General features: G+C 60.2%; 20 protein-coding genes. 19 read left to right on the forward strand and 1 reads right to left on the reverse strand.

Going from position 1 to position 19,315, the window contains the following annotated elements; genetic code table 11:
• The first annotated feature begins 231 nt into the window (after nucleotides 1-231).
• From DWY03_RS00080 to rpsJ, 6 genes are all read left to right on the forward strand, one after another.
• Nucleotides 232-750, forward strand: coding sequence for an RNA polymerase sigma factor (locus tag DWY03_RS00080; RefSeq protein WP_187361806.1), 519 nt, complete (start codon nucleotides 232-234; stop codon nucleotides 748-750).
• Entirely contained in the window at nucleotides 701-1,777 is a 1,077-nt protein-coding gene (locus tag DWY03_RS00085) for a DUF4179 domain-containing protein (RefSeq protein WP_117817112.1), read from the forward strand. The genes DWY03_RS00080 and DWY03_RS00085 overlap by 50 nt, the downstream gene beginning before the upstream one ends.
• A 269-nt stretch (nucleotides 1,778-2,046) precedes the next feature.
• Nucleotides 2,047-2,424 carry a 30S ribosomal protein S12 gene (gene rpsL, locus DWY03_RS00090; protein WP_006235012.1) on the forward strand — a complete coding sequence of 126 codons (378 nt, stop codon included), beginning with the start codon at nucleotides 2,047-2,049 and terminating at the stop codon, nucleotides 2,422-2,424.
• Between the two features lie 73 nt (nucleotides 2,425-2,497).
• Entirely contained in the window at nucleotides 2,498-2,971 is a 474-nt protein-coding gene (gene rpsG / locus DWY03_RS00095) for a 30S ribosomal protein S7 (protein ID WP_006235013.1), read from the forward strand.
• Between the two features lie 19 nt (nucleotides 2,972-2,990).
• Nucleotides 2,991-5,090: an elongation factor G gene (gene fusA, locus DWY03_RS00100; RefSeq protein WP_022094183.1), complete on the forward strand. Its 2,100-nt coding sequence runs from the start codon at nucleotides 2,991-2,993 to the stop codon at nucleotides 5,088-5,090.
• Nucleotides 5,091-5,150: 60 nt separating this feature from the next.
• Entirely contained in the window at nucleotides 5,151-5,459 is a 309-nt protein-coding gene (gene rpsJ, locus DWY03_RS00105; protein WP_022094184.1) for a 30S ribosomal protein S10, read from the forward strand.
• Nucleotides 5,460-5,575: 116 nt separating this feature from the next.
• On the opposite strand, the gene DWY03_RS00110 is transcribed toward rpsJ, so the two are convergent.
• Nucleotides 5,576-6,352 (reverse strand): biotin--[acetyl-CoA-carboxylase] ligase, encoded by a 777-nt coding sequence (locus tag DWY03_RS00110; protein ID WP_117839647.1) that lies wholly within the window; start codon nucleotides 6,350-6,352, stop codon nucleotides 5,576-5,578.
• Between the two features lie 174 nt (nucleotides 6,353-6,526).
• On the opposite strand from DWY03_RS00110, the gene DWY03_RS00115 reads away from it, so the two are divergent.
• From DWY03_RS00115 to DWY03_RS00175, 13 genes are all read left to right on the forward strand, one after another.
• Entirely contained in the window at nucleotides 6,527-7,486 is a 960-nt protein-coding gene (locus tag DWY03_RS00115; RefSeq protein ID WP_117646091.1) for a 3-oxoacyl-ACP synthase III family protein, read from the forward strand.
• 52 nt (nucleotides 7,487-7,538) lie between these two features.
• Nucleotides 7,539-7,775 (forward strand): acyl carrier protein, encoded by a 237-nt coding sequence (locus tag DWY03_RS00120; RefSeq protein WP_006235019.1) that lies wholly within the window; start codon nucleotides 7,539-7,541, stop codon nucleotides 7,773-7,775.
• A 2-nt stretch (nucleotides 7,776-7,777) separates the two neighbouring features.
• Nucleotides 7,778-8,722 (forward strand): enoyl-[acyl-carrier-protein] reductase FabK, encoded by a 945-nt coding sequence (gene fabK / locus DWY03_RS00125; protein ID WP_117563768.1) that lies wholly within the window; start codon nucleotides 7,778-7,780, stop codon nucleotides 8,720-8,722.
• Nucleotides 8,710-9,636 (forward strand): ACP S-malonyltransferase, encoded by a 927-nt coding sequence (locus tag DWY03_RS00130; RefSeq protein WP_117817114.1) that lies wholly within the window; start codon nucleotides 8,710-8,712, stop codon nucleotides 9,634-9,636. The genes fabK and DWY03_RS00130 overlap by 13 nt, the downstream gene beginning before the upstream one ends.
• Nucleotides 9,637-9,666: 30 nt before the next feature.
• The gene (gene fabG / locus DWY03_RS00135; RefSeq protein WP_117563766.1) at nucleotides 9,667-10,440 is read left to right on the forward strand and encodes a 3-oxoacyl-[acyl-carrier-protein] reductase; all 774 of its coding nucleotides are present in this window, start codon (nucleotides 9,667-9,669) and stop codon (nucleotides 10,438-10,440) included.
• A 39-nt stretch (nucleotides 10,441-10,479) separates the two neighbouring features.
• A complete protein-coding gene (gene fabF / locus DWY03_RS00140) occupies nucleotides 10,480-11,727 on the forward strand; it encodes a beta-ketoacyl-ACP synthase II (protein ID WP_117839648.1) in 1,248 nt (415 codons plus the stop codon).
• Between the two features lie 3 nt (nucleotides 11,728-11,730).
• Nucleotides 11,731-12,204, forward strand: a complete 474-nt coding sequence (gene accB / locus DWY03_RS00145) for an acetyl-CoA carboxylase biotin carboxyl carrier protein (RefSeq protein WP_117839649.1) — start codon at nucleotides 11,731-11,733, stop codon at nucleotides 12,202-12,204.
• A 9-nt stretch (nucleotides 12,205-12,213) separates the two neighbouring features.
• Nucleotides 12,214-12,636, forward strand: a complete 423-nt coding sequence (fabZ, locus tag DWY03_RS00150) for a 3-hydroxyacyl-ACP dehydratase FabZ (RefSeq protein WP_099432064.1) — start codon at nucleotides 12,214-12,216, stop codon at nucleotides 12,634-12,636.
• Between the two features lie 10 nt (nucleotides 12,637-12,646).
• Nucleotides 12,647-13,990, forward strand: a complete 1,344-nt coding sequence (locus DWY03_RS00155) for an acetyl/propionyl/methylcrotonyl-CoA carboxylase subunit alpha (RefSeq protein ID WP_117647602.1) — start codon at nucleotides 12,647-12,649, stop codon at nucleotides 13,988-13,990.
• On the forward strand, nucleotides 13,983-15,701 hold the full coding sequence (gene accD / locus DWY03_RS00160; protein WP_231500735.1) for an acetyl-CoA carboxylase, carboxyltransferase subunit beta: 1,719 nt from the start codon (nucleotides 13,983-13,985) through the stop codon (nucleotides 15,699-15,701). The genes DWY03_RS00155 and accD overlap by 8 nt, the downstream gene beginning before the upstream one ends.
• 40 nt (nucleotides 15,702-15,741) lie before the next feature.
• Nucleotides 15,742-16,956, forward strand: a complete 1,215-nt coding sequence (locus tag DWY03_RS00165) for a PTS fructose transporter subunit IIB (RefSeq protein WP_147334491.1) — start codon at nucleotides 15,742-15,744, stop codon at nucleotides 16,954-16,956.
• 150 nt (nucleotides 16,957-17,106) lie between these two features.
• A complete protein-coding gene (locus tag DWY03_RS00170; RefSeq protein WP_231500734.1) occupies nucleotides 17,107-18,261 on the forward strand; it encodes a cation diffusion facilitator family transporter in 1,155 nt (384 codons plus the stop codon).
• A 39-nt stretch (nucleotides 18,262-18,300) separates the two neighbouring features.
• The gene (locus tag DWY03_RS00175; RefSeq protein ID WP_117839652.1) at nucleotides 18,301-18,927 is read left to right on the forward strand and encodes a histidine phosphatase family protein; all 627 of its coding nucleotides are present in this window, start codon (nucleotides 18,301-18,303) and stop codon (nucleotides 18,925-18,927) included.
• Nucleotides 18,928-19,315: the final 388 nt, after the last annotated feature.

Below are 19,315 nucleotides of genomic sequence, written 5' to 3' on the forward strand. Positions count from 1 at the left end.
AAGGTCAATGCCCTGCCTTTTTCATGCCACCTTGTACGCTCTGGGGGCCGCTCGCTTGCGTATGCTCAACTTGTTGCGTTCCGTTCTTGTTGCGTTCCGTTGATCACTTGCAAAAAAGGACAGGTTTATTTTGGTAGTTTTTCCTGCTTGAATTTGAAACATTCCGTTTGGTCAAAGCGTATCTATGGTGAGGGCCCCATCAAGAACCATCAGTGTCACCGGGAGGTGATTATGGAAGAACAAGCTTTTAGACAGGCGGTCGAGGATCACCGAGATGTCGTGTTCCGAATCGCCTTGACGTATCTGCGTGATCGCGCTGACGCCGACGATGTCGCTCAAGACGTCTTTCTAAAGTTACTCAAAAGCGATACGCATTTTGAAAGCTGGGAGCATCTTCGTCGATGGCTCATCCGGGTCACGATCAATGAATGCAAATCTCTCTTTCGAAAGCCGTGGAGGCGCGTGGAGGATATTGAAAGTCTGACCGATTCGCTCTTGACGGCGCAGGACGAGACCAAGGCCGTCCTATTAGACGTCATGCGGCTTCCGGAACGATTCCGTATCTCCATCGTGCTCTATTACTATCTGGGCTTCTCGACTTCAGAAATTGCCGAGTTACTGCATGTGCCAGCCGCGACCGTTCGAACGCGTTTAGCTCGCGGCAGATCGAAGCTCAAGTTCATCCTAGAGGAGGGCGACCGTGAAATCCAACCAGATCAAGCAGGCCTTCGAGTCCGTCCAAGCCGATAGCGATCTTGCTGACCGTGTTCTTTATGCCGCTGCTGGCGAGCCGCTTCGCCGAAAGGGTCACGCGAAGCCTCTGTATGTTGCCGTAATCGGATGTCTTGCCGGAGTGCTGGCGACCGGAGGGGTCGCCTACGCTGTTGTCAATTCCAGTTATTTTGCCTCTGCCTGGGGAAACCATGGCAACGGAGAGTCCGTTACCTGGACAAATGGCGGCTCGTCGGGGACGAAATATACCTACACCAGAGAGTTTGGTGATGGTATCGCGCCCCAAAGCCTGGAGGGTGCAGTCCAGAAGGTCAATCTGTCCGTCGAGGGCAACGGCTATACGCTCGACATTCATGAGATGGCAATCGACGAGAACGGTTGCGGTGCTGTGACGTTTACATTGTCCAATCCGAATGGCGTTAGCTACTACAAGCCGGCGGCAGAGCTTGGCGAACTTGTTCTCTATGGTGAAGAAGAAGGGGGCGTCAGTACACCCAGCATGAACTTCGGCGAGGAATGGGCTGATACACGCTGCACCATTGATAAAGACACATCAAGCGACACGGTCATTAACGGCACGATGTACTTTGCATCTTGGAATCGCGATCGAGATTTACGACATGCGGTCACCTGGAATATCAGTTGGACGGAGGGCAAAGGTGAGGATGCGAAGGTGATCGAGGTATCGACGCCAGAGTTTAACGTCGGAGCGCACGTCGATACAAAGGAGCTCCGCTCCGACGACTCGCCTCTCGAGATCAGCCCGTTTTCCATCCAGACGCACATCGATGATCTGGGCTATGAAGCAGTTGATCATAAACTGACCGTCAGCTACAAGGATGGATCGGAGCAGATTATCGAAGATGACGACGCAGGGGCGTACAATTTCTATGTTTCGATGGCGCGCAATAGCGGAGAGAACATCTGGGTTCCGACAAAACTGATCAATGTCGATCAAGTGGTCTCGGTGACCCTCGAGGGCACGAGATGCACATCAACAGGAGAGACCGAAACAGAAGTACCCTTTACCATCGTCTATTCGTAAGGTCTAGGCCGCTTCCTGCTAGAGGAAGCGGCCATTTTTGCGTTACATGGAGGGCTGGAATGGGCACTTGCGCACAGGCGGGGATTCCTTTTATGGAGGCTTTGCGGAAATATGGCTATTTTGGGATACGCCCGGCGGCGTGGTCTGTTGACGGCACAGCTAACGGCACGTATCCTATCGAACTGCGTGTTTCGTAGGGGGATGCTGACCCCTCGATTCAAGCCGTTGCACTTTACAGAAAGCTGGAATCATTCGAGAAGGAGTACGCTTTGCCTACTATTAACCAGCTGGTTCGCCAGGGCCGTCGTTCCGTGCCCAAGAAGTCCAAGAACGCTGCTCTGCAGCACAACTCCCAGAAGCGCGGCGTGTGCACCCGCGTCTTCACCACGAGCCCCAAGAAGCCGAACTCGGCTCTTCGTAAGGTTGCCCGTGTTCGCCTTGTCAACGGCATCGAAGTTACTGCTTACATCCCGGGTGAGGGCCACAACCTGCAGGAGCACTCCATCGTGCTCGTCCGCGGCGGTCGTGTCCGTGACCTCCCTGGTGTCCGTTATCACGTCATCCGTGGCGCCTACGACGCTGCTCCGGTCCAGAACCGTATGCAGGCCCGTTCCAAGTACGGTGCTAAGCGCCCCAAGGCCAAATAAGCCAGATAACGTTTTGATACTTTCGCCGTGTGCCGCCTAAGGGCCGCACGGTAGACACTTAAGGAGATTTCACATGCCGCGTCGTGCAGCAGCTAATCGTCGTGAGGTTCAGCCTGACGCCGTTTACAACAACCGCCTGGTGACTCAGCTCATCAACAAGGTCCTTCTTGACGGCAAGAAGGCCACCGCTGAGCGCATCGTTTACACCGCTTTCGAGATCGTTGCCGAGAAGTCCGAGGGTGGCGACGCTCTCGCTACCTTCAAGAAGGCTATGGACAACGTCAAGCCCACGCTCGAGGTTAAGCCCAAGCGTGTCGGTGGCGCTACCTATCAGGTCCCGATGGAGGTCAACTCCCGTCGTTCCACCGCTCTGGGTATCCGCTGGATCGTCAACTTCTCCCGCGCTCGCAAGGAGAAGACCATGGCCGAGCGTCTCGCCAACGAGATCCTCGACGCTTCCAACGGCCTGGGCGCTTCCGTCAAGAAGCGTGAGGACGTCTTCAAGATGGCCGAGGCCAACCGCGCGTTCTCTCACTATCGTTGGTAAGTTAAGGTAAGGAACTAACATGGCTAAGCCTAAGTACAAGCTTTCCGATACCCGTAACATCGGCATCATGGCCCACATCGATGCCGGTAAGACCACCACGACCGAGCGTATTCTTTACTACACCGGTAAGACCCACAAGATCGGTGAGGTCCATGAGGGCGCTGCCACCATGGACTGGATGGTTCAGGAGCAGGAGCGCGGCGTAACCATTACCTCCGCTGCTACCACGTGCTTCTGGAACAAGGACGGCAAGGACTACCGCATCCAGATCATCGACACCCCGGGCCACGTTGACTTCACCGCCGAGGTCGAGCGCTGCCTGCGCGTCCTCGATGGCGCTGTCGCCGTCTTCGACGCCGTTGCCGGCGTTCAGCCCCAGTCTGAGACCGTTTGGCGTCAGGCTTCTACCTTCAACGTCCCCCGCATCGCCTTCATCAACAAGTATGACCGCGTGGGCGCTGACTTCTTCAACGCTATCGAGACCATGAAGGATCGTCTCGACGCCAACGCCGTGGCCGCTCAGGTCCCGATGGGCGCCGAGGACAACTTCTGGGGCGTCATCGACCTGGTCACCATGACTGCATGGGACTTCAAGGCCGACGAGAAGGGTATGACCTACCCCGAGCCGATGGACGAGATCCCGGCTGAGTTCGCCGACATCGCTGCCACCAAGCGCGAGGAGCTCCTCGACGCTGCTGCCAGCTTTGACGACGAGCTCATGGAGAAGATCCTCATGGAGGAGGACTTCACCGTCGAGGAGCTCAAGGCTGCTCTGCGCAAGGGCGTTCTGGCCAACGAGCTCAACCTCGTCTTCGTGGGTTCCGCCTACAAGAACAAGGGCGTTCAGGAGCTGCTCGACGCTGTCGTCGACTACCTGCCCAGCCCGCTTGACGTCGAGGCCGTCACCGGTACCGATCCGGACACCGGCGAGGAGATCCAGCGTCATCCTTCCTTCGACGAGCCCTTCTCCGGCCTGGTCTTCAAGATCATGACCGACCCGTTCGTCGGTAAACTCACCTACGTCCGCGTTTACTCCGGCCGCGCCGAGTCCGGCTCCTACGTTGTCAACGCTTCCAACGGTCAGCGCGAGCGCCTCGGCCGCATCCTCGAGATGAACGCCGCCGAGCGTATCGACCGTGACGACGCTGCCGCCGGCGACATCGTCGCTTGCGTCGGCTTCAAGAACTCCACCACCGGTGACACCCTGTGCGCCGAGGGCAAGGAGATCGTCCTCGAGAAGATCGAGTTCGCTAAGCCCGTTATTGACGTTGCCATCGAGCCCAAGACCAAGGCCGAGCAGGACAAGATGTCCCTGGCTCTGACCAAGCTCGCCGAGGAGGACCCGACCTTCCAGGTGTCCACCAACCACGAGACCGGCCAGACCATCATCGCCGGCATGGGCGAGCTGCACCTCGAGATCATCGTCGACCGTCTGCTCCGCGAGTTCAAGGTTGACGCTAACGTCGGTAAGCCCCAGGTTGCCTACCGCGAGACCGCCGGTCACGACGTCGAGAAGGCTGAGGGCAAGTTCGTCCGTCAGTCCGGCGGTCGCGGTCAGTACGGCCACGCCGTCATCAAGCTCGAGAAGATGGAGGAGGGCTTCGGCTACGAGTTCGTCAACGCTATCGTCGGCGGCGTCGTGCCCAAGGAGTACATCCCGTCCATCGACAAGGGCATCCAGGAGGCCCTGAACACCGGTGTTATCGCCGGCTTCCCGGTCCTCGACGTTAAGGTCACCCTGTTCGACGGTTCTTACCACGAGGTCGACTCCTCCGAGGCCGCCTTCAAGATCGCCGGTTCCATGGCTATCAAGGACGCTCTCAAGAAGTCCGATCCGCAGCTGCTCGAGCCGATCATGGCTGTCGAGGTCGAGACCCCCGAGCAGTACATGGGCGACGTTATGGGCAACCTCTCCGGTCGCCGCGGCAAGATCGAGGGCATGGAGGATCGCAAGAACAGCAAGCTCATCCGTGCCAAGGTGCCGCTGGGCGAGATGTTCGGTTACGCTACCGACCTTCGCTCCCAGACCCAGGGCCGTGCATCCTACACGATGCAGTTCGACTCTTATGAGCCCGCGCCCAAGTCCATCGTGGACGAGGTCATGAGCAAGAACGCCTAAGTTCGAGCTCCCTGTTACGTAATCCGCGAGAACATCTCTCGCACTCTTTGGAGGTTTAAGTTGGCTACCCAGAAGATCCGCATTCGCCTCAAGGGCTATGATCACGAGGTCGTCGATCAGTCCGCGAAGCTCATCGTCGAGACCGCTCAGAAGACCGGTGCTCGCGTTTCCGGTCCTGTCCCCCTGCCCACCGAGCGCAACCTGTACACGGTTATCCGCTCGCCGCACGTGAACAAGGACTCCCGTGAGCAGTTCGAGATGCGCACCCACAAGCGCCTCATCGACATCCTCGACCCCACCTCGGGCACCGTTGATTCGCTCATGCGTCTCGACCTCCCCGCTGGCGTCGACATCGACATCAAGCTCTAAGCGATATCGCTCATAGCTTACAGAGCCCCGCTGCCATTACGGTAGCGGGGCTCTTTTGTTTTGCATGATGGGTTTTGACCGCCTGGTAATGCTGCTGAGTAGGTGGCTGCGGCGCCCTATTCGCCCAAGGGGCGCAGCGACGCCTCCTCAAAATGGAAGGATCGCAAGCCGTCTTCCGTTTCGATACACGCGCGTCCAAAGGTATCGACGGTTTTAAAGATGCCTCGCGCCAGCTCGTCACCGGCAGGGGAGCGGGCGATAACGTGCTTTCCAATCCAATTGAGGTGAGCGACATATTCGCCGTGGACGGGCGCGAGCGGTCCGGCGTTTTCTTCCATGGCGTTGAGCAGATCTGCCCACGCGTCTACAGCGTTTACGACGGTGTGATAGACCTCATCGAGGAGCATATCGACGGCGGGAACGTTCTCGTTGAGGTCCGAGAGACCGATTGCCGGCAGGCCACCATCGGGCACCTCCGCGGGCACATAGTTCACGTTGACGCCGATGCCACAGACCGCAAAGGGGTTGCCTTCGTTATCGCGTGCGGCTTCGACCAGAATGCCGCCGAGTTTGCGTCCACGCGCGACCAGGTCGTTGGGCCATTTGAGGCCAATCTCGTTTGCAAGACCCTGTTTTTCGAGCGCCTCGAGCACCGCTAGGCCGCTGACGGCGGCAAGGCCAGAGTACTTGGCGGGATCAACACGAGGACGTAGGACAATCGAGAGTAACAGATTGCCGGCGGTTGAATCCCACTTGTGGCCGCGCCGGCCGCGTCCTGCTGTCTGAGCCCGGGCGGCAAGTCCTGTGCCGTGCGGCGCTCCCTGTTTTCCTGCTTCGAGCAGGTCATCGTTGGTCGATCCGGTTACGTCGACTATCGTTAATTTGGCATCCATAACGGCTGCTACCTCCTTAATGAATAAGTGAATAACGCAATGGTGTCGAGAGAGACACAATGTGAAGCCTTTGTCGCATTTGGACAATTTAATGTTAACACGTTAACAACGACTGAAATGCGCTATCCTCTCTTGGTCGATGTAAACACGTCAACAACTCAAAGGAGGTTAGTGATGGGTTTCACGATTCTTGGAACAGGCTCGGCGCTTCCTAAGCGCAGTGTTTCCAATGACGAGCTGTCCGAGTTCCTCGATACCTCGGATGAGTGGATTTTTACCCGCACAGGTATCAAGAGCCGCCATGTATGCACCACCGAGTCACTTGACGACCTTGCCGTAGCGGCGAGCGAGCGGGCACTCCAGGTGTCCGGAATCGACGCGAGCCAGCTGGATTTGATCGTCTGCTCGACGACGACGGGTGACCACCTTGTTCCCGCCGAGGCGTGTGCCGTTGCTGAGCGACTGGGCGCGACGTGCCCTGCCTTCGATGTCTCGGCTGCCTGCGCCGGCTTCGTATTTGCGCTCGATGTTGCCGAGGGCTATATCGCCCGAGGACGAGCCAAGCATGTGCTTGTCGTTGCCGCCGAGCAGATGACGCGCGCGCTCGACTGGACCGACCGCGCCACCTGTGTGCTCTTTGGCGATGGGGCAGGCGCCGCGGTGATTGAGGCTGGGGGAGACAGCCCCCTTGCCGTTGAGCTTTCGACGGCGCCCGACGTCGAGACGTTGTGCGTTCCCGGTCTGGTCGGCACCTCGCCGTTTAAGGCCTCCGCAGATAGCGAGAGCGTGCTGTCCATGAATGGCCGCCGCGTGTTCAAGTTCGGCGTCAACGCGATTTGCGACACGGTCCATAAGCTTGCGAGCGATGCGGGCATTTCGGTCGAGGACATCGACCATTTTGTATTCCATCAGGCTAACGAACGAATCCTGAGTCAGGCGGTCAAGCGCCTCGGTGTGCCAGACAAGCGCGTGGTTCGAACGCTGCGCGAGACCGGCAACATTTCGAGCGCATGCATTCCGCTTGCCCTCGACCGGCTGGCAAACGCCGGTGCACTTCACACGGGCGACACCATCGCCCTCGTTGGATTTGGCGCCGGTCTGGATATAGGTGGCTATCTACTTCGTTGGAAGTAGTCGCACATAGGAAATAAAAACGCCCCTAGGGCACAAACAAAGGAGAACTACCATGGCAGATCAGAAGACCTTCGAGCGCGTTTGCGATGTTATCCGCGAGACCGCCGGTCTTGACGACGTCGAGATGAAGCCCGAGTCCACGCTCGAGGAGATTGGTCTCGACAGTCTGGGCACCGTCGAGATCCTCGTCGCCGTTGAGGACGAGTTTGGCATCCAGCTCGATACCGAGGAGAACCCCAAGACGGTCGGCGAGTTCGCCGATACGGTCGAGGCGGCATTGGAGAAGTAGAGATGCTCAAGACTCCTCTCTGCGATCTGCTCGGCATCGAAAAGCCCGTGTTCCAGGGCGGTATGGCCTGGATCGCCGACGCCTCGCTGGCGTCCGCAGTGTCCGAGGCGGGCGGCTTAGGGATTATCGCGGCCATGAACGCCGACGCCAACTGGCTGCGCGACCAGATTCATGAGCTGCGCGCCAGGACGGATAAGCCCTTTGGCGTCAACGTCATGCTCATGAGCCCGTTTGCCGACGAGGTCGCGCGGGTCGTGATTGACGAGCGGGTGCCGGTCGTCGTGACGGGTGCCGGCAATCCCACCAAGTACATGAAGGCGTGGAACGAGGCGGGCATCAAGGTCATCCCGGTCGTTGCCTCGGTGGCGCTGGCGCGTCTCGTGGCGCGTCGTGGAGCCACTGCCGTGGTTGCCGAGGGTACCGAATCAGGCGGCCATATTGGCGAGACCTCGACGATGGCACTGGTGCCACAGGTTGTCGATGCGGTCGATATTCCCGTGGTTGCGGCTGGCGGTATCGCCGATGGCCGCGGCGTGGCGGCCGCCTTTATGCTGGGCGCCGCCGGCGTGCAGGTGGGTACGCGCTTTCTGATCGCAGATGAGTGCACCGTATCGGAGCAGTACAAGGAGATGGTCCTGAAGGCCAACGACACCTCGACGCGTGCGACCGGCCGCTCGACGGGACACCCGGTGCGTGCCCTCAAGAGCCCCTTCACTAACGCCTACGCCAAGAGCGAGGCGGCGGGCGTAAGCGTCGAGGAGCTCGGGGCCATGGGCACGGGCGCCCTTCGCAAGGCCGCCAAGGACGGCAATTACGAAGAGGGCTCGTTTTTGTGTGGACAGATTGCCGGCATGGTCAACGAGCGCCAAAGCGCACGTGAAATCGTTGACGACCTGGTCGATGGCGCCGAGCACGTCCTGAAGGGTGCGTGCGCATGGGTGGCGTAGCGTTTCTGTTTGCCGGCCAGGGCGCCCAGCACCCCGCGATGGGCGTCGACCTGATCGAGGCATCGCCGGCGGCCGCCGAGGTGTTCGCCATTGCCGACGAGGTGCGCCCGGGGACCAGTGAGCAGTGCCGAAGCGCCTCCAAGGAGGAACTCTCGCAGACCGAGAACACGCAGCCGTGCGTGTTCGTTCACGATTTGGCAGCGGCTGCCGCCCTGCGTGAGCGCGGCGTGGTACCTACCGCCTGTGCGGGTTTTTCGCTTGGCGAGGTCGCCGCGCTCACCTTTGCGGGGGCGTTCGATACGCGAGCGGGTTTTGAGCTCGTATGTGAGCGTGCGGCATTGATGGCCACGGCGGCCGAGCGTCACCCCGGCGGCATGCGCGCCGTCATCAAACTCGATGCGGCGCAGGTCGAGGGCTTGGCAAAACAGGCCGGCGAGGACTGCTGGCCGGTCAACTACAACAGCCCCCAGCAGACGGTTGTGGCCGGAGCGCCCGAGGCGCTGCAGGAGCTCGACGTTCTAGTGAAAGAGGCTGGCGGTCGCGCCATGAAGGTCGCGGTGTCGGGTGCATTCCATAGCCCCTATATGGCCGAGGCGACCTGTGGCCTTGCTGCATATATCGAGGCCGGTCACGCGCCGTCCCCGCTGCTGATTCCTGTTATGGCAAATATGACAGCGGCGCCCTATCCGGCCGACCCGCAGGCGGCAGCGGAGATGCTGGCCAACCAGGTGAGTCATGCCGTGCGCTGGGTCGACACGCTGCATGCTCTGCAGGATCAAGGCATCGACACGTTTATTGAGGTCGGCCCTGGCAAAACGCTGTCGGGCCTGGCCAAGCGTACGCTGAGCGACGTTCGCGTGTATTCGTGCGAAACGGCCGAGCAGGTCGCAGCTATTGCCGACGAGCTCGCATAGTCCACAGGGCTGTAACCCGAAAGGAATGACATGGGCAACTTGAACAACGGCGCGCTCGAGCGCAACGACTCACGTCGTGTGGCACTGGTCACGGGCGGCTCGCGGGGTATCGGCCGCGCCTGCGCTGTCGGTCTGGCGGAGGACGGCTTTGATATCGCCGTCGTCTATGCCGGCAGCGTCGATGCGGCGCGCGAGACGTGCGAAGCCTGTGAGGCGGTTGGCGCCACGGCACGCGCATATCAATGCGACGTGGCCGATCCCGCTGCCGTCAACGCGTGTGTGGAAGCGGTCCTCAACGACTTTGGTTCCATTTGGGCGCTCGTCAACAATGCCGGCATCACCCGCGATGGCCTGCTCATGCGCATGGGCGATGACGCATTCGATCGCGTGCTCGATGTCAATCTCAAGGGAACATTCAATATGACGCGCGCGCTCACCAAGACCTTTATGCGCCAGCGCGGCGGTTGCGTCGTCAACATGAGCTCGGTCGTGGGCCTGATGGGCAATGCCGGGCAAGCCAACTACGCTGCTTCCAAGGCGGGCGTGATAGGGCTTACCAAGGCGGTGGCGCGCGAGCTTGCGCCTCGTGGCGTACGAGCGAACGCGGTCGCCCCCGGGTTTGTCGAGACAGATATGACGGCAAAGCTCTCGGAGAAGGTGCGTACGGCAACCGAGGAACAGATTCCCCTTAAGCGCATGGCACGCCCCGAGGAAGTGGCCGGCGTGGTGCGCTTTTTAGCGAGCGATGCGGCTGCTTACATTACGGGCGAGGTCGTGCGCGTCGACGGCGGAATGGCGATGTAGAAACCAGGGCCGAAGAACGGCTTGGATGAGGAGACCATGATGGAACAGAGAGTTGCAATCACCGGCATCGGTGCCGTATCGCCGCTCGGCAACACCGCGCTTGCCACCTGGGCGGCCATGTGCGCCGGGACCTGTGGCATCGGCCCGATCACGCACTTCGATACCGATGCGTTTACCGTCAAGGTGGCGGCCGAAGTCAAGGGCTTTGACGGCAACGAGTACTTTGGCAAGCGTGACGCCAAGCATCTCGACCCCTGCGTTCAGTTTGCGATGGCGGCTTCGGACGAGGCAATGCACGATGCGGGCTTTGATGTCGAAGGCGCCATCGATCGTGAGCGCCTGGGCGTCTACGTGGGCTCGGGCGTGGGCGGCATGACGACGCTCGTCGACAACGTCCACACGATCGCCGATCGTGGACCTCGCCGCGCATCGCCCTATATGATTGCGATGATGATCCCCAACATGGCATCGGGCAATATCGCAATCCGTCACAAGGCAAAGGGACCGACCCTGCCAGTCGTGACTGCGTGCGCGACCTCGGCCCATGCGGTGGGCGAGGCGTTCCGTGCTATTAAGCACGGCTATGCCGACGCGATCCTCGCGGGCGGTGCCGAGGCGGCCATTATCCCCGATGCTGTTGCAGGCTTTACGTCCTGCCGCGCATTGACCACCAACCCCGATCCCGCGACGGCCTGCCGCCCGTTCGACGCAGACCGCGATGGCTTTGTGATGGGTGAGGGCGCCTGCGTGCTGGTACTCGAGAGCATGGAGCATGCGCAGGCGCGCGGTGCGCACATTTATGCCGAGGTCGTGGGCTACGGCAACACCGATGATGCCTATCACATTACGAGTCCCGACCCCGATGCCGCCGGCATTGCCCGTGCGATATCGCTGGCGGTAGCCGAGGGCGACGTCAAGCCTTCCGAGGGTCTCTACATCAACGCCCACGGCACCTCGACCAAGCTCAACGATTCGTCCGAGACGACAGGCATTAAGCGGGCGCTCGGCGAGGACGCGGCACGCGCCGCACACGTCTCGTCGACCAAGTCGATGACCGGGCACATGATCGGTGCCACGGGTGCCATCGAGGTCATGGCCTGTGCCATGGCGCTCGAGCAGGGCGTGGTGCCCCCGACCATTAACTACCACACGCCCGATCCCGCCTGCGATCTTGATTACACGCCTAATCGAGCGGTTCGCGCCGACCTTACCTGGGCGCTTTCGACCAACCTGGGCTTTGGCGGGCACAACGCCGCCATCGCGCTGCGTAGATATACGAGGAGCTAGAGCATGGATTCCAAAAGACTTGCCGAGATAGCCGATGTGATGGAGGACCGCGGCCTTACGCGCGTACGTGTTGAGGAGCCCGATGGCACCGCGGTCGAACTCGAGCGCGCGAGTGCCGCGCAGCCGGTTGCCGTGCCCATGCCTATGCCGAGCGCCATGGCCGCTCAAGTTGCAGCTCCCACAGTCGCGCCTGCCGCACCGGAGCCCGCCACGCAGACACCTGCCGCCGCGCCGGAGCCCAAGGGCACCGAGGTGACTGCTCCCATGGTGGGCGTCTTCTATGCTGCCCCTGCGCCGGGCGACGAGCCGTTTGTGCGCGTGGGCTCCAAGGTCAAGGCCGGCGAGACCCTCTGCATCATCGAGGCCATGAAGGTTCTCAACGAGGTGACGGCCGAGGCAGACGGTGAGGTGCTCGAGATCTGCGTGGCCGACGGCGACCTCGTGGAGTTTGGCAGCTGCCTCATGAGGATCGGATAGGTGATATCCATGAACAAAGAAGAGCTCAAGAAGCTGTTGCCGCATCGCGAGCCGATGCTTTTGCTCGACGAAGCCGAGCTGGTGGGCGACGAGGCCCACGGCAAGATCACGATTACAGGCGACGAGTACTTTTTGCAGGGACATTTTCCGGGAAACCCGGTCGTTCCCGGCGTGATTCAGTGCGAGATGCTCGCCCAGAACTGCTGCGTGCTGCTGATGGGCGATGAGGAGGCGCGCGGCGCGACGCCGTTCTACACGAGTCTGGACAAGGTGCGCTTTAAGCGTCCGGTGCGCCCGGGCGACACGGTGGATCTAGTGTGCTCCATCACGCGTGCGCGCGGGCCGTTCCGCTTTGCGACGGGTACTGCGAGCGTCAACGGTGAGGTTTGCTGCCGCGCCGATATGTCTTTTGCACTCATGCACGAAAGTTAAGGAAGGCTCCATGTTCGACAAAGTGCTCATCGCCAACCGCGGCGAAGTCGCGGTCCGTGTTATCCGCGCGTGCCGCGATATGGGCATCAAGACCGTCGCCGTTTATTCCACGGCCGATGCGGACGCGCTACACGTGCAACTTGCCGACGAGGCGTATTGCATCGGCGGCCCGCGTCTTGCCGAGAGCTACCTCAACGACGATGCCGTGCTCACCTGTGCCGTAAAGTCGGGAGCTAAGGCAATTCATCCCGGCTATGGCTTCTTTTCCGAGAAGGCGAGCTTCGTGCGCGACTGCGACAAGTTCGGTCTGGCGTTTGTCGGTCCTTCGGCCGAGGTGATCGACAGCATGGGCGACAAGGACGCCGCACGCCGAACGGCCGCTGCTGCGGGCGTGCCCATCGTGCCGGGCTGCGATTTGCTCAAAAGCCCCGAGGAAGCAACGGCCGAGGCCGAGCGCATCGGCTGCCCCGTGCTTATTAAGGCGCGCGCGGGCGGCGGCGGTCGCGGTATTCGCAAGGTCGAGCGCGTGGAAGATGCGGCAAAGGCGTTCATCGAGGCGCGTGCCGAGGGTGAGGCCGTTTTTGGCGACGGCGAGTGCTACATGGAGAAGTTCGTTGCGCCGGCGCATCACGTTGAGGTACAGATTATGGCCGATAAGCAGGGCCATGTGTTTTCGCTCGGCGAGCGCGAGTGCTCGGTGCAGCGCCGCAACCAAAAGCTGATCGAGGAGAGCCCCGCGCCGTGCCTCGACGGACGCGATGATATTCGTGCCCGTATGCACAAGGCCGCGCGCGACCTGGCTCGTGCCGTTGGCTATGAGGGCGCTGGCACCATCGAGTTTTTGTACTCAGATGACGGCAATTTCTACTTTATGGAAATGAACACGCGCTTGCAGGTGGAGCATCCGGTTACGGAGTTTGTGACCGATACCGACCTGGTTAAGTGGCAGCTGCGCGTGGCTGCCGGCCAGCCTCTGCCCTTTGAGCAGGAGGACGTACCGGTCCGCAACCACGCCATGGAGTGCCGCATCAATGCCGAAACGCCGGACTTTCTACCGTCATGTGGAACGGTCACCGCGTTGCGTGTGCCGGGTGGTCCGCGCGTGCGCTGGGATTCCGCCATGTTTACCGGAGCGAAAGTTCCGCCGTACTACGACTCCATGCTCGGCAAGCTCATCGTGTGCGCGCCCACGCGTGACGGTGCCATTCGCAAGATGCGCTCGGCCCTGGGCGAGCTCGTGATTGAGGGCGTGAGCGAAAATAGCGAGCTTCAGCTCGACGTGCTGGCAAACGACGAGTTTTTGTCGGGCATGTATCACACCGATCTGATGGGGCATCTCTATGCTGATGAATAGAAAAGCGAAGACGGTCAATGTCCTTGAGGGGCCGATAACCGAGTCGTGCGCCGAGTTCCCCGCGCGCCACGTGTTTGTCAAATGCCCGGAGTGCCGCCGTGTGATCGATGAGGCGCGCCTGCACGACAACCTCGAGGTCTGCCCTCGTTGCGGCAAACACTTTCGCGTGAGCGGTCGCGCGCGCATGCGCATGACGGTCGACGCGGGTACCTTTGAGGAATGGGATGCCAATCTGGCGTCGAAGGACTTCCTCTCGTTTCCCGGTTATGCCAACAAGCTTAAGAGCGTGAGCGAGCGTTCGGGCGAGCGCGATGCCGTTGTGTGCGGCAGGGGCAAAATCTGCGGCTGCGATACCGCGCTCTTCTTTATGGATGCCAACTTTATGATGGGCTCAATGGGCTCCGTGGTGGGCGAGAAGATCTGTCATGTCTTTGAGCGCGCGGCCGAGTTGGGGCTGCCGGTCGTTGGCTTTACCGTATCGGGCGGCGCCCGCATGCAGGAGGGCGTGACCTCGCTCATGCAGATGGCCAAGATTTCTGCGGCGGTTAGGCGCCACAGCGAGGCGGGCGGCCTGTATATCACGGTGCTCACCGATCCCACGACCGGAGGTGTAACCGCGAGCTTTGCCATGGAGGGCGACATTATCCTGGCCGAGCCCGATGCCCTGACGGCATTTGCCGGCCCGCGCGTGATCGAGCAGAACATGCACAAGCGTCTGCCCAAGGGATTCCAGCGTTCCGAGTTTTTGCTGGAGCACGGCTTTTGCGATGCCGTTGTTCCGCGTGGTGAGATTGCGCTCACGGTAGGCGAGCTGCTGGCGCTGCACGAAGGGCACGCGCCTGGTCTGGGGGCTCCGCATGAGATCGTGCATACGGGTCGTCGCGACAAAAAGCTGGGACACTTGTTTAAGCGCTCGGCCGCACCAAAAAGCGCGCTCGAAATCGTCAAACAGACTCGCTCGGCGAACCGCGCCACGGCAGGCGAGATGATCTCGTTGGGTCTCGACGGATTCGTAGAGCTGCACGGCGACCGCTACTTTGGCGACGATGCTGCCGTGGTGGGCGGCATCGGCTGGAAAGACGGGCGACCCGTGACGGTTATCGCCATCGAGCGCGGTACCACGACCAAAGAGCGCATGCGTCGCAACTTTGGTATGGCACATCCCGAGGGCTACCGCAAGGCACGTCGCCTGATGCACCAAGCCGAGAAATTTGGTCGGCCGGTTCTGTGCCTGGTTGATACTTCGGGCGCGTTTTGCGGCATCGGTGCCGAGGAGCGCGGCCAGGGCGAGGCGATTGCCCAGAATCTCATGGAGATGAGCGGCCTTAAGACGCCGATTGTCTCGGTGGTGACAGGCGAGGGCGGCTCTGGTGGCGCGCTGGCGCTGTCCGTGGCCGACCGCATCCTGATGCTCTCGAGCTCGGCCTATTCGGTCGTGAGCCCCGAGGCCTGTGCGTCGATCCTGTGGAAGGATACCGAGCGCGCGAATGAGGCCGCTGAGGCGCTTAAGCTCACGGCCCCCGATCTGTTGGCGCTCGGCATCATCGACGGCATTGTTGACGATAGGGGCCTGTCGCATGAGGAGATCGCCGGTGTCGTCATGTCCTCGGCATTTGATGCCTTCGATACGCTTGGGCAGCTCGACGACGCGACCCTCACAAACCTCCGCTACGAAAAGTACCGCGCAATCGGTCAGTACCGCACGATGTGACAAAGGGACAGTCCGCATGTCACATTGGGAAAGGCGTTCCATGTCACAAGTTTCTAACACCTCGTTTACAACGACGGTTTCATCAAACGCCATGGCCGTGGTGGACTATCTGTCCAAAAGCATGATGTCGGCGTTGCCGTTTATTGTCTGCGCGGCGCTGTTCCGCACCGTTGCCGTCATTATGGGCGAAGGCATGTTTGGTCTATGGCCTGCCGATTCCGAAATCTATCGCCTGTTTTACAGCTGGCTGTATAACGCTGGCTATTACTTTTTGCCCATCTATCTTGGTTGGGCCGCTGCCCGCCAGCTCGGTTGCTCGGAGCAGCTGGGCATGATGCTGGGCGGCGTATTGATTGTGCCCGATCTGCTTAAGCTCGTTGATGCCGCATCGACGACGGGGGCATCGATGACTTTCGTGTATGGTCTACTTCCCGCGCCGGTCAACGATTACACGACGACTGTTATTCCGGTTCTCATCTCGGTGCCCGTGCTATGGCAGGTGGAGCGTTTCTTTAAGCGCACTATCCCTCAGGCTGTGGCGTTTTCTTTTGTACCGTTTGCAACCATGCTTGTCATGGTTCCGGTGTCGCTGTGTGTTACGGCGCCGGCAGGCAGCTATCTGGGCATGCTGTTGGGACAGCTTATGTTTATGCTTGGCAATTCCGGTGGCATCGTGTCGCTGCTCACGCTCATGGGGCTTGCCGCGGGCTGGGAGTTTCTTAAGATCGCGGGTGTCAGCAACGTTGTCCTATCGCTCGCCTATGCGCAGTTTATGGGTGTGGGAACGGATTCGTGCATCCTGATCGCCGCGACGATGGCAACGTTCGCCGTTTGGGGTATGCCCTTTGGCGCGTCGCTCCGCGTTGCGGATAAGGACGAGAAGGCGCTCATGTTGGGCTATTCAATCTCGGGTATTCTTGGCGGCGTAAGCGAGCCAGCGCTGTACGGATGCGGCTTTAAATATGGCAGGTGTCTGACGTGCATGGCCGTTGGCGGCGCCGTCGGAGGCCTTGTTGCGGCCGTAGGCCACGTTACGGCTTATACCATCGGTATGACGAATGTTCTTATGGTCATTGGCTTTGCCACGGGCGGCATCTCGAATCTGCTGTGGTGCTGCGCTGCCGGCGGCGCAGCATTTGCGGTGTCTGCGGCGCTGAGCTGCTGTTTTGGCGTGGTGCCGACAAAGATGCAGGCGGCAGAAGACGCAGCTGATTCGCTCGAAACAGTGGCGAGCGCTGCTGAAGCAAGCGCATAAATCTGTGCGACAAAAGGACGATTCCTTTGTCATATTCCAAGGCTGCGGCCCGTGTGGGCTGCGGCCATTTTGTATCTGGAGGACAAAGTGGCTACACTACAATCCGTTTGAGCAATAGATATATAGGTAGTACCGTGGGGACTGATGAGGATGGTCGAGTGGATTGTTCGTCGTGCGCAGGGCGACCGTGCGCGCGTGGGAACGTTGACGGGCATAGTGTGTATTCTCGCCAATGTTGCGCTTTGCGCTGCGAAGGGTGCAATTGGCGTGCTGTCGGGATCGGTTGCGATTGTGGCGGACGCCATGAACAACCTGTCCGATGCCAGCTCGAACATCGTGAGCGTGCTTGGCTTTAAGCTGGCGGGCAAGCCGGCCGACCCCGAGCATCCTTACGGACATGGCCGCTACGAGTATCTCTCGGGTCTGGTCGTGGCGGCGCTCGTGCTGCTGATTGGCGTTGAGCTGGTGAAGTCCTCGGTTGAGCGCATCATCCACCCCGAACCTGTCGAGTTCTCGCTTGCCCTGGTGGCAGTCTTGGTGCTTTCGATGATTGTTAAGCTCTGGATGGCGGCCCTCAACCAAAAGCTCGGCGATCGCATTGAGTCCGAGACGCTGCATGCGACCGCTCAGGACTCAAAGAACGATGTCCTAGCTACGGGTGCCGTGCTGGCGTGCGCAATTGTTTCGCAGGTGACGCACATCAATCTTGACGCATGGGTCGGCCTTGCCGTTGGCGCCTATATCGGCTGGAGCGGCTTTGAGCTCATCCAGGATACGGTGAGCCCGCTTTTGGGCCAGGCACCCGATCCAAAGCTGGTCAAGCACATTCGAGACAAGATCATGAGCTACCCCGGCGTTTTGGGCGTTCACGATTTGATGGTTCACGACTACGGCCCGGGCAGGAAGTTCGCAAGCGCTCACGCCGAGATGGCAGCCGAGGCCAGCCCGCTGGAAAGTCACGACACGCTCGATAACATCGAGCAGTCGTTTAGGGTCGAAGACGGCATGATCGTCACGCTCCATTACGATCCCATCGTGACCGATGACCCCAAGGTGGCGAGCATGCGTCTGCGCATCAACGCTATGGCTCAAGAGATTGATAGCCGCCTCTCGATCCACGACCTACGCTGTGTTCCGGGCCCCACGCATACCAACGTGATCTTTGACTGCGTACGTCCCTCGGATTTGGCGATGAGCGCCGAGGACCTGAAGCGCGCGCTGGCGAAACGGGTCGAATCGGAATATCCCAAGTCGGTCGCCAAGATCACGATCGACGAAGACTACGTAGGCCATACCCACGAGTAGGGCTGTGCCAGCAAAGCAAGTTATACAGAAGGGGAGAGCATGAAGCGTCTATATCTACTCCGCCACGGTCAGACAGAATTCAACGTTAAAAAGCTCGTCCAGGGCCGCTGCGATTCACCGCTGACCGACCTGGGTCGTCAGCAAGCCGGGATGGCAGCCGCGTGGCTCAAAGCCCACAACGTCGTTCCCGACAAAGTGGTCTCTTCGCCCTTAGGCCGAGCCATGGACACGGCAAGTCTCGTCGCAACCGAACTCCTCGGCCGGGATGCAGCAGTCGAGCCCTGCGAAGGCATCATCGAGCGCAGCTACGGCACCTTCGAAGAAGGCCCCCACGACGCCCTACCCACCGACGTCTGGGACCCCGGCGAGGACCTGATCCCATTTGGCGGAGAAGGAAGCCATGCCCTGCAGGAGCGCATGGTGGGCACCCTCACCAATCTCATGGACGCCGAGGGCATCGAAACCCTCCTAGCAGTAAGCCACGGCAGCGCCAGCCGCCAATTCATCAAAGCTGCAGCCCCAGAGGGCTTCGAGCTCCCAACAAAACTCCCCAACTGCGCCATTATGATTTTCGATTTTGATGAGGCGGAGCCACAAGTAGAGGGCGAGCCAATGCAATGCAAGTTCACCCTCCAGCAAATAGTGGACCCCCAACAAAGTCATTAGCCTGAGCGAGCAGAGTTAAGCAGACATCAACGTGTCGTCTCCCGAGCACGGCGGAGGGCCGGAGAAATATATTAAGGTCATCGCGAGTTCCGCACGCAAAGGAGAGCACTTAATGTGCTCTCCGTCTTGCGCAGGACTGTAGAGCAGGGACCTTAATATATTTCTCCGGCCCTCCGCCGTGCTCGGGAGCCATCCACGCACTTTACCTGCGTAAACAATGTGAGTGAAATATGAATCTCGATGGATACGCCCGCAGCCGTGTATACTAAACAGCTGTGTGAAACCAGGGGAGTATTCTGGCTGGACAAAATGCCTGCTTAATAGGGTTGTCAGGTAGTCCGGGCGAAATACAAGGCTGGGGAGCACGTCGTGTAAGTAGTGGTCCTCT

The sequence above is a fragment of the Collinsella sp. AF23-2 genome, from assembly GCF_003459245.1.
In the GTDB taxonomy this organism is placed as follows: domain Bacteria; phylum Actinomycetota; class Coriobacteriia; order Coriobacteriales; family Coriobacteriaceae; genus Collinsella.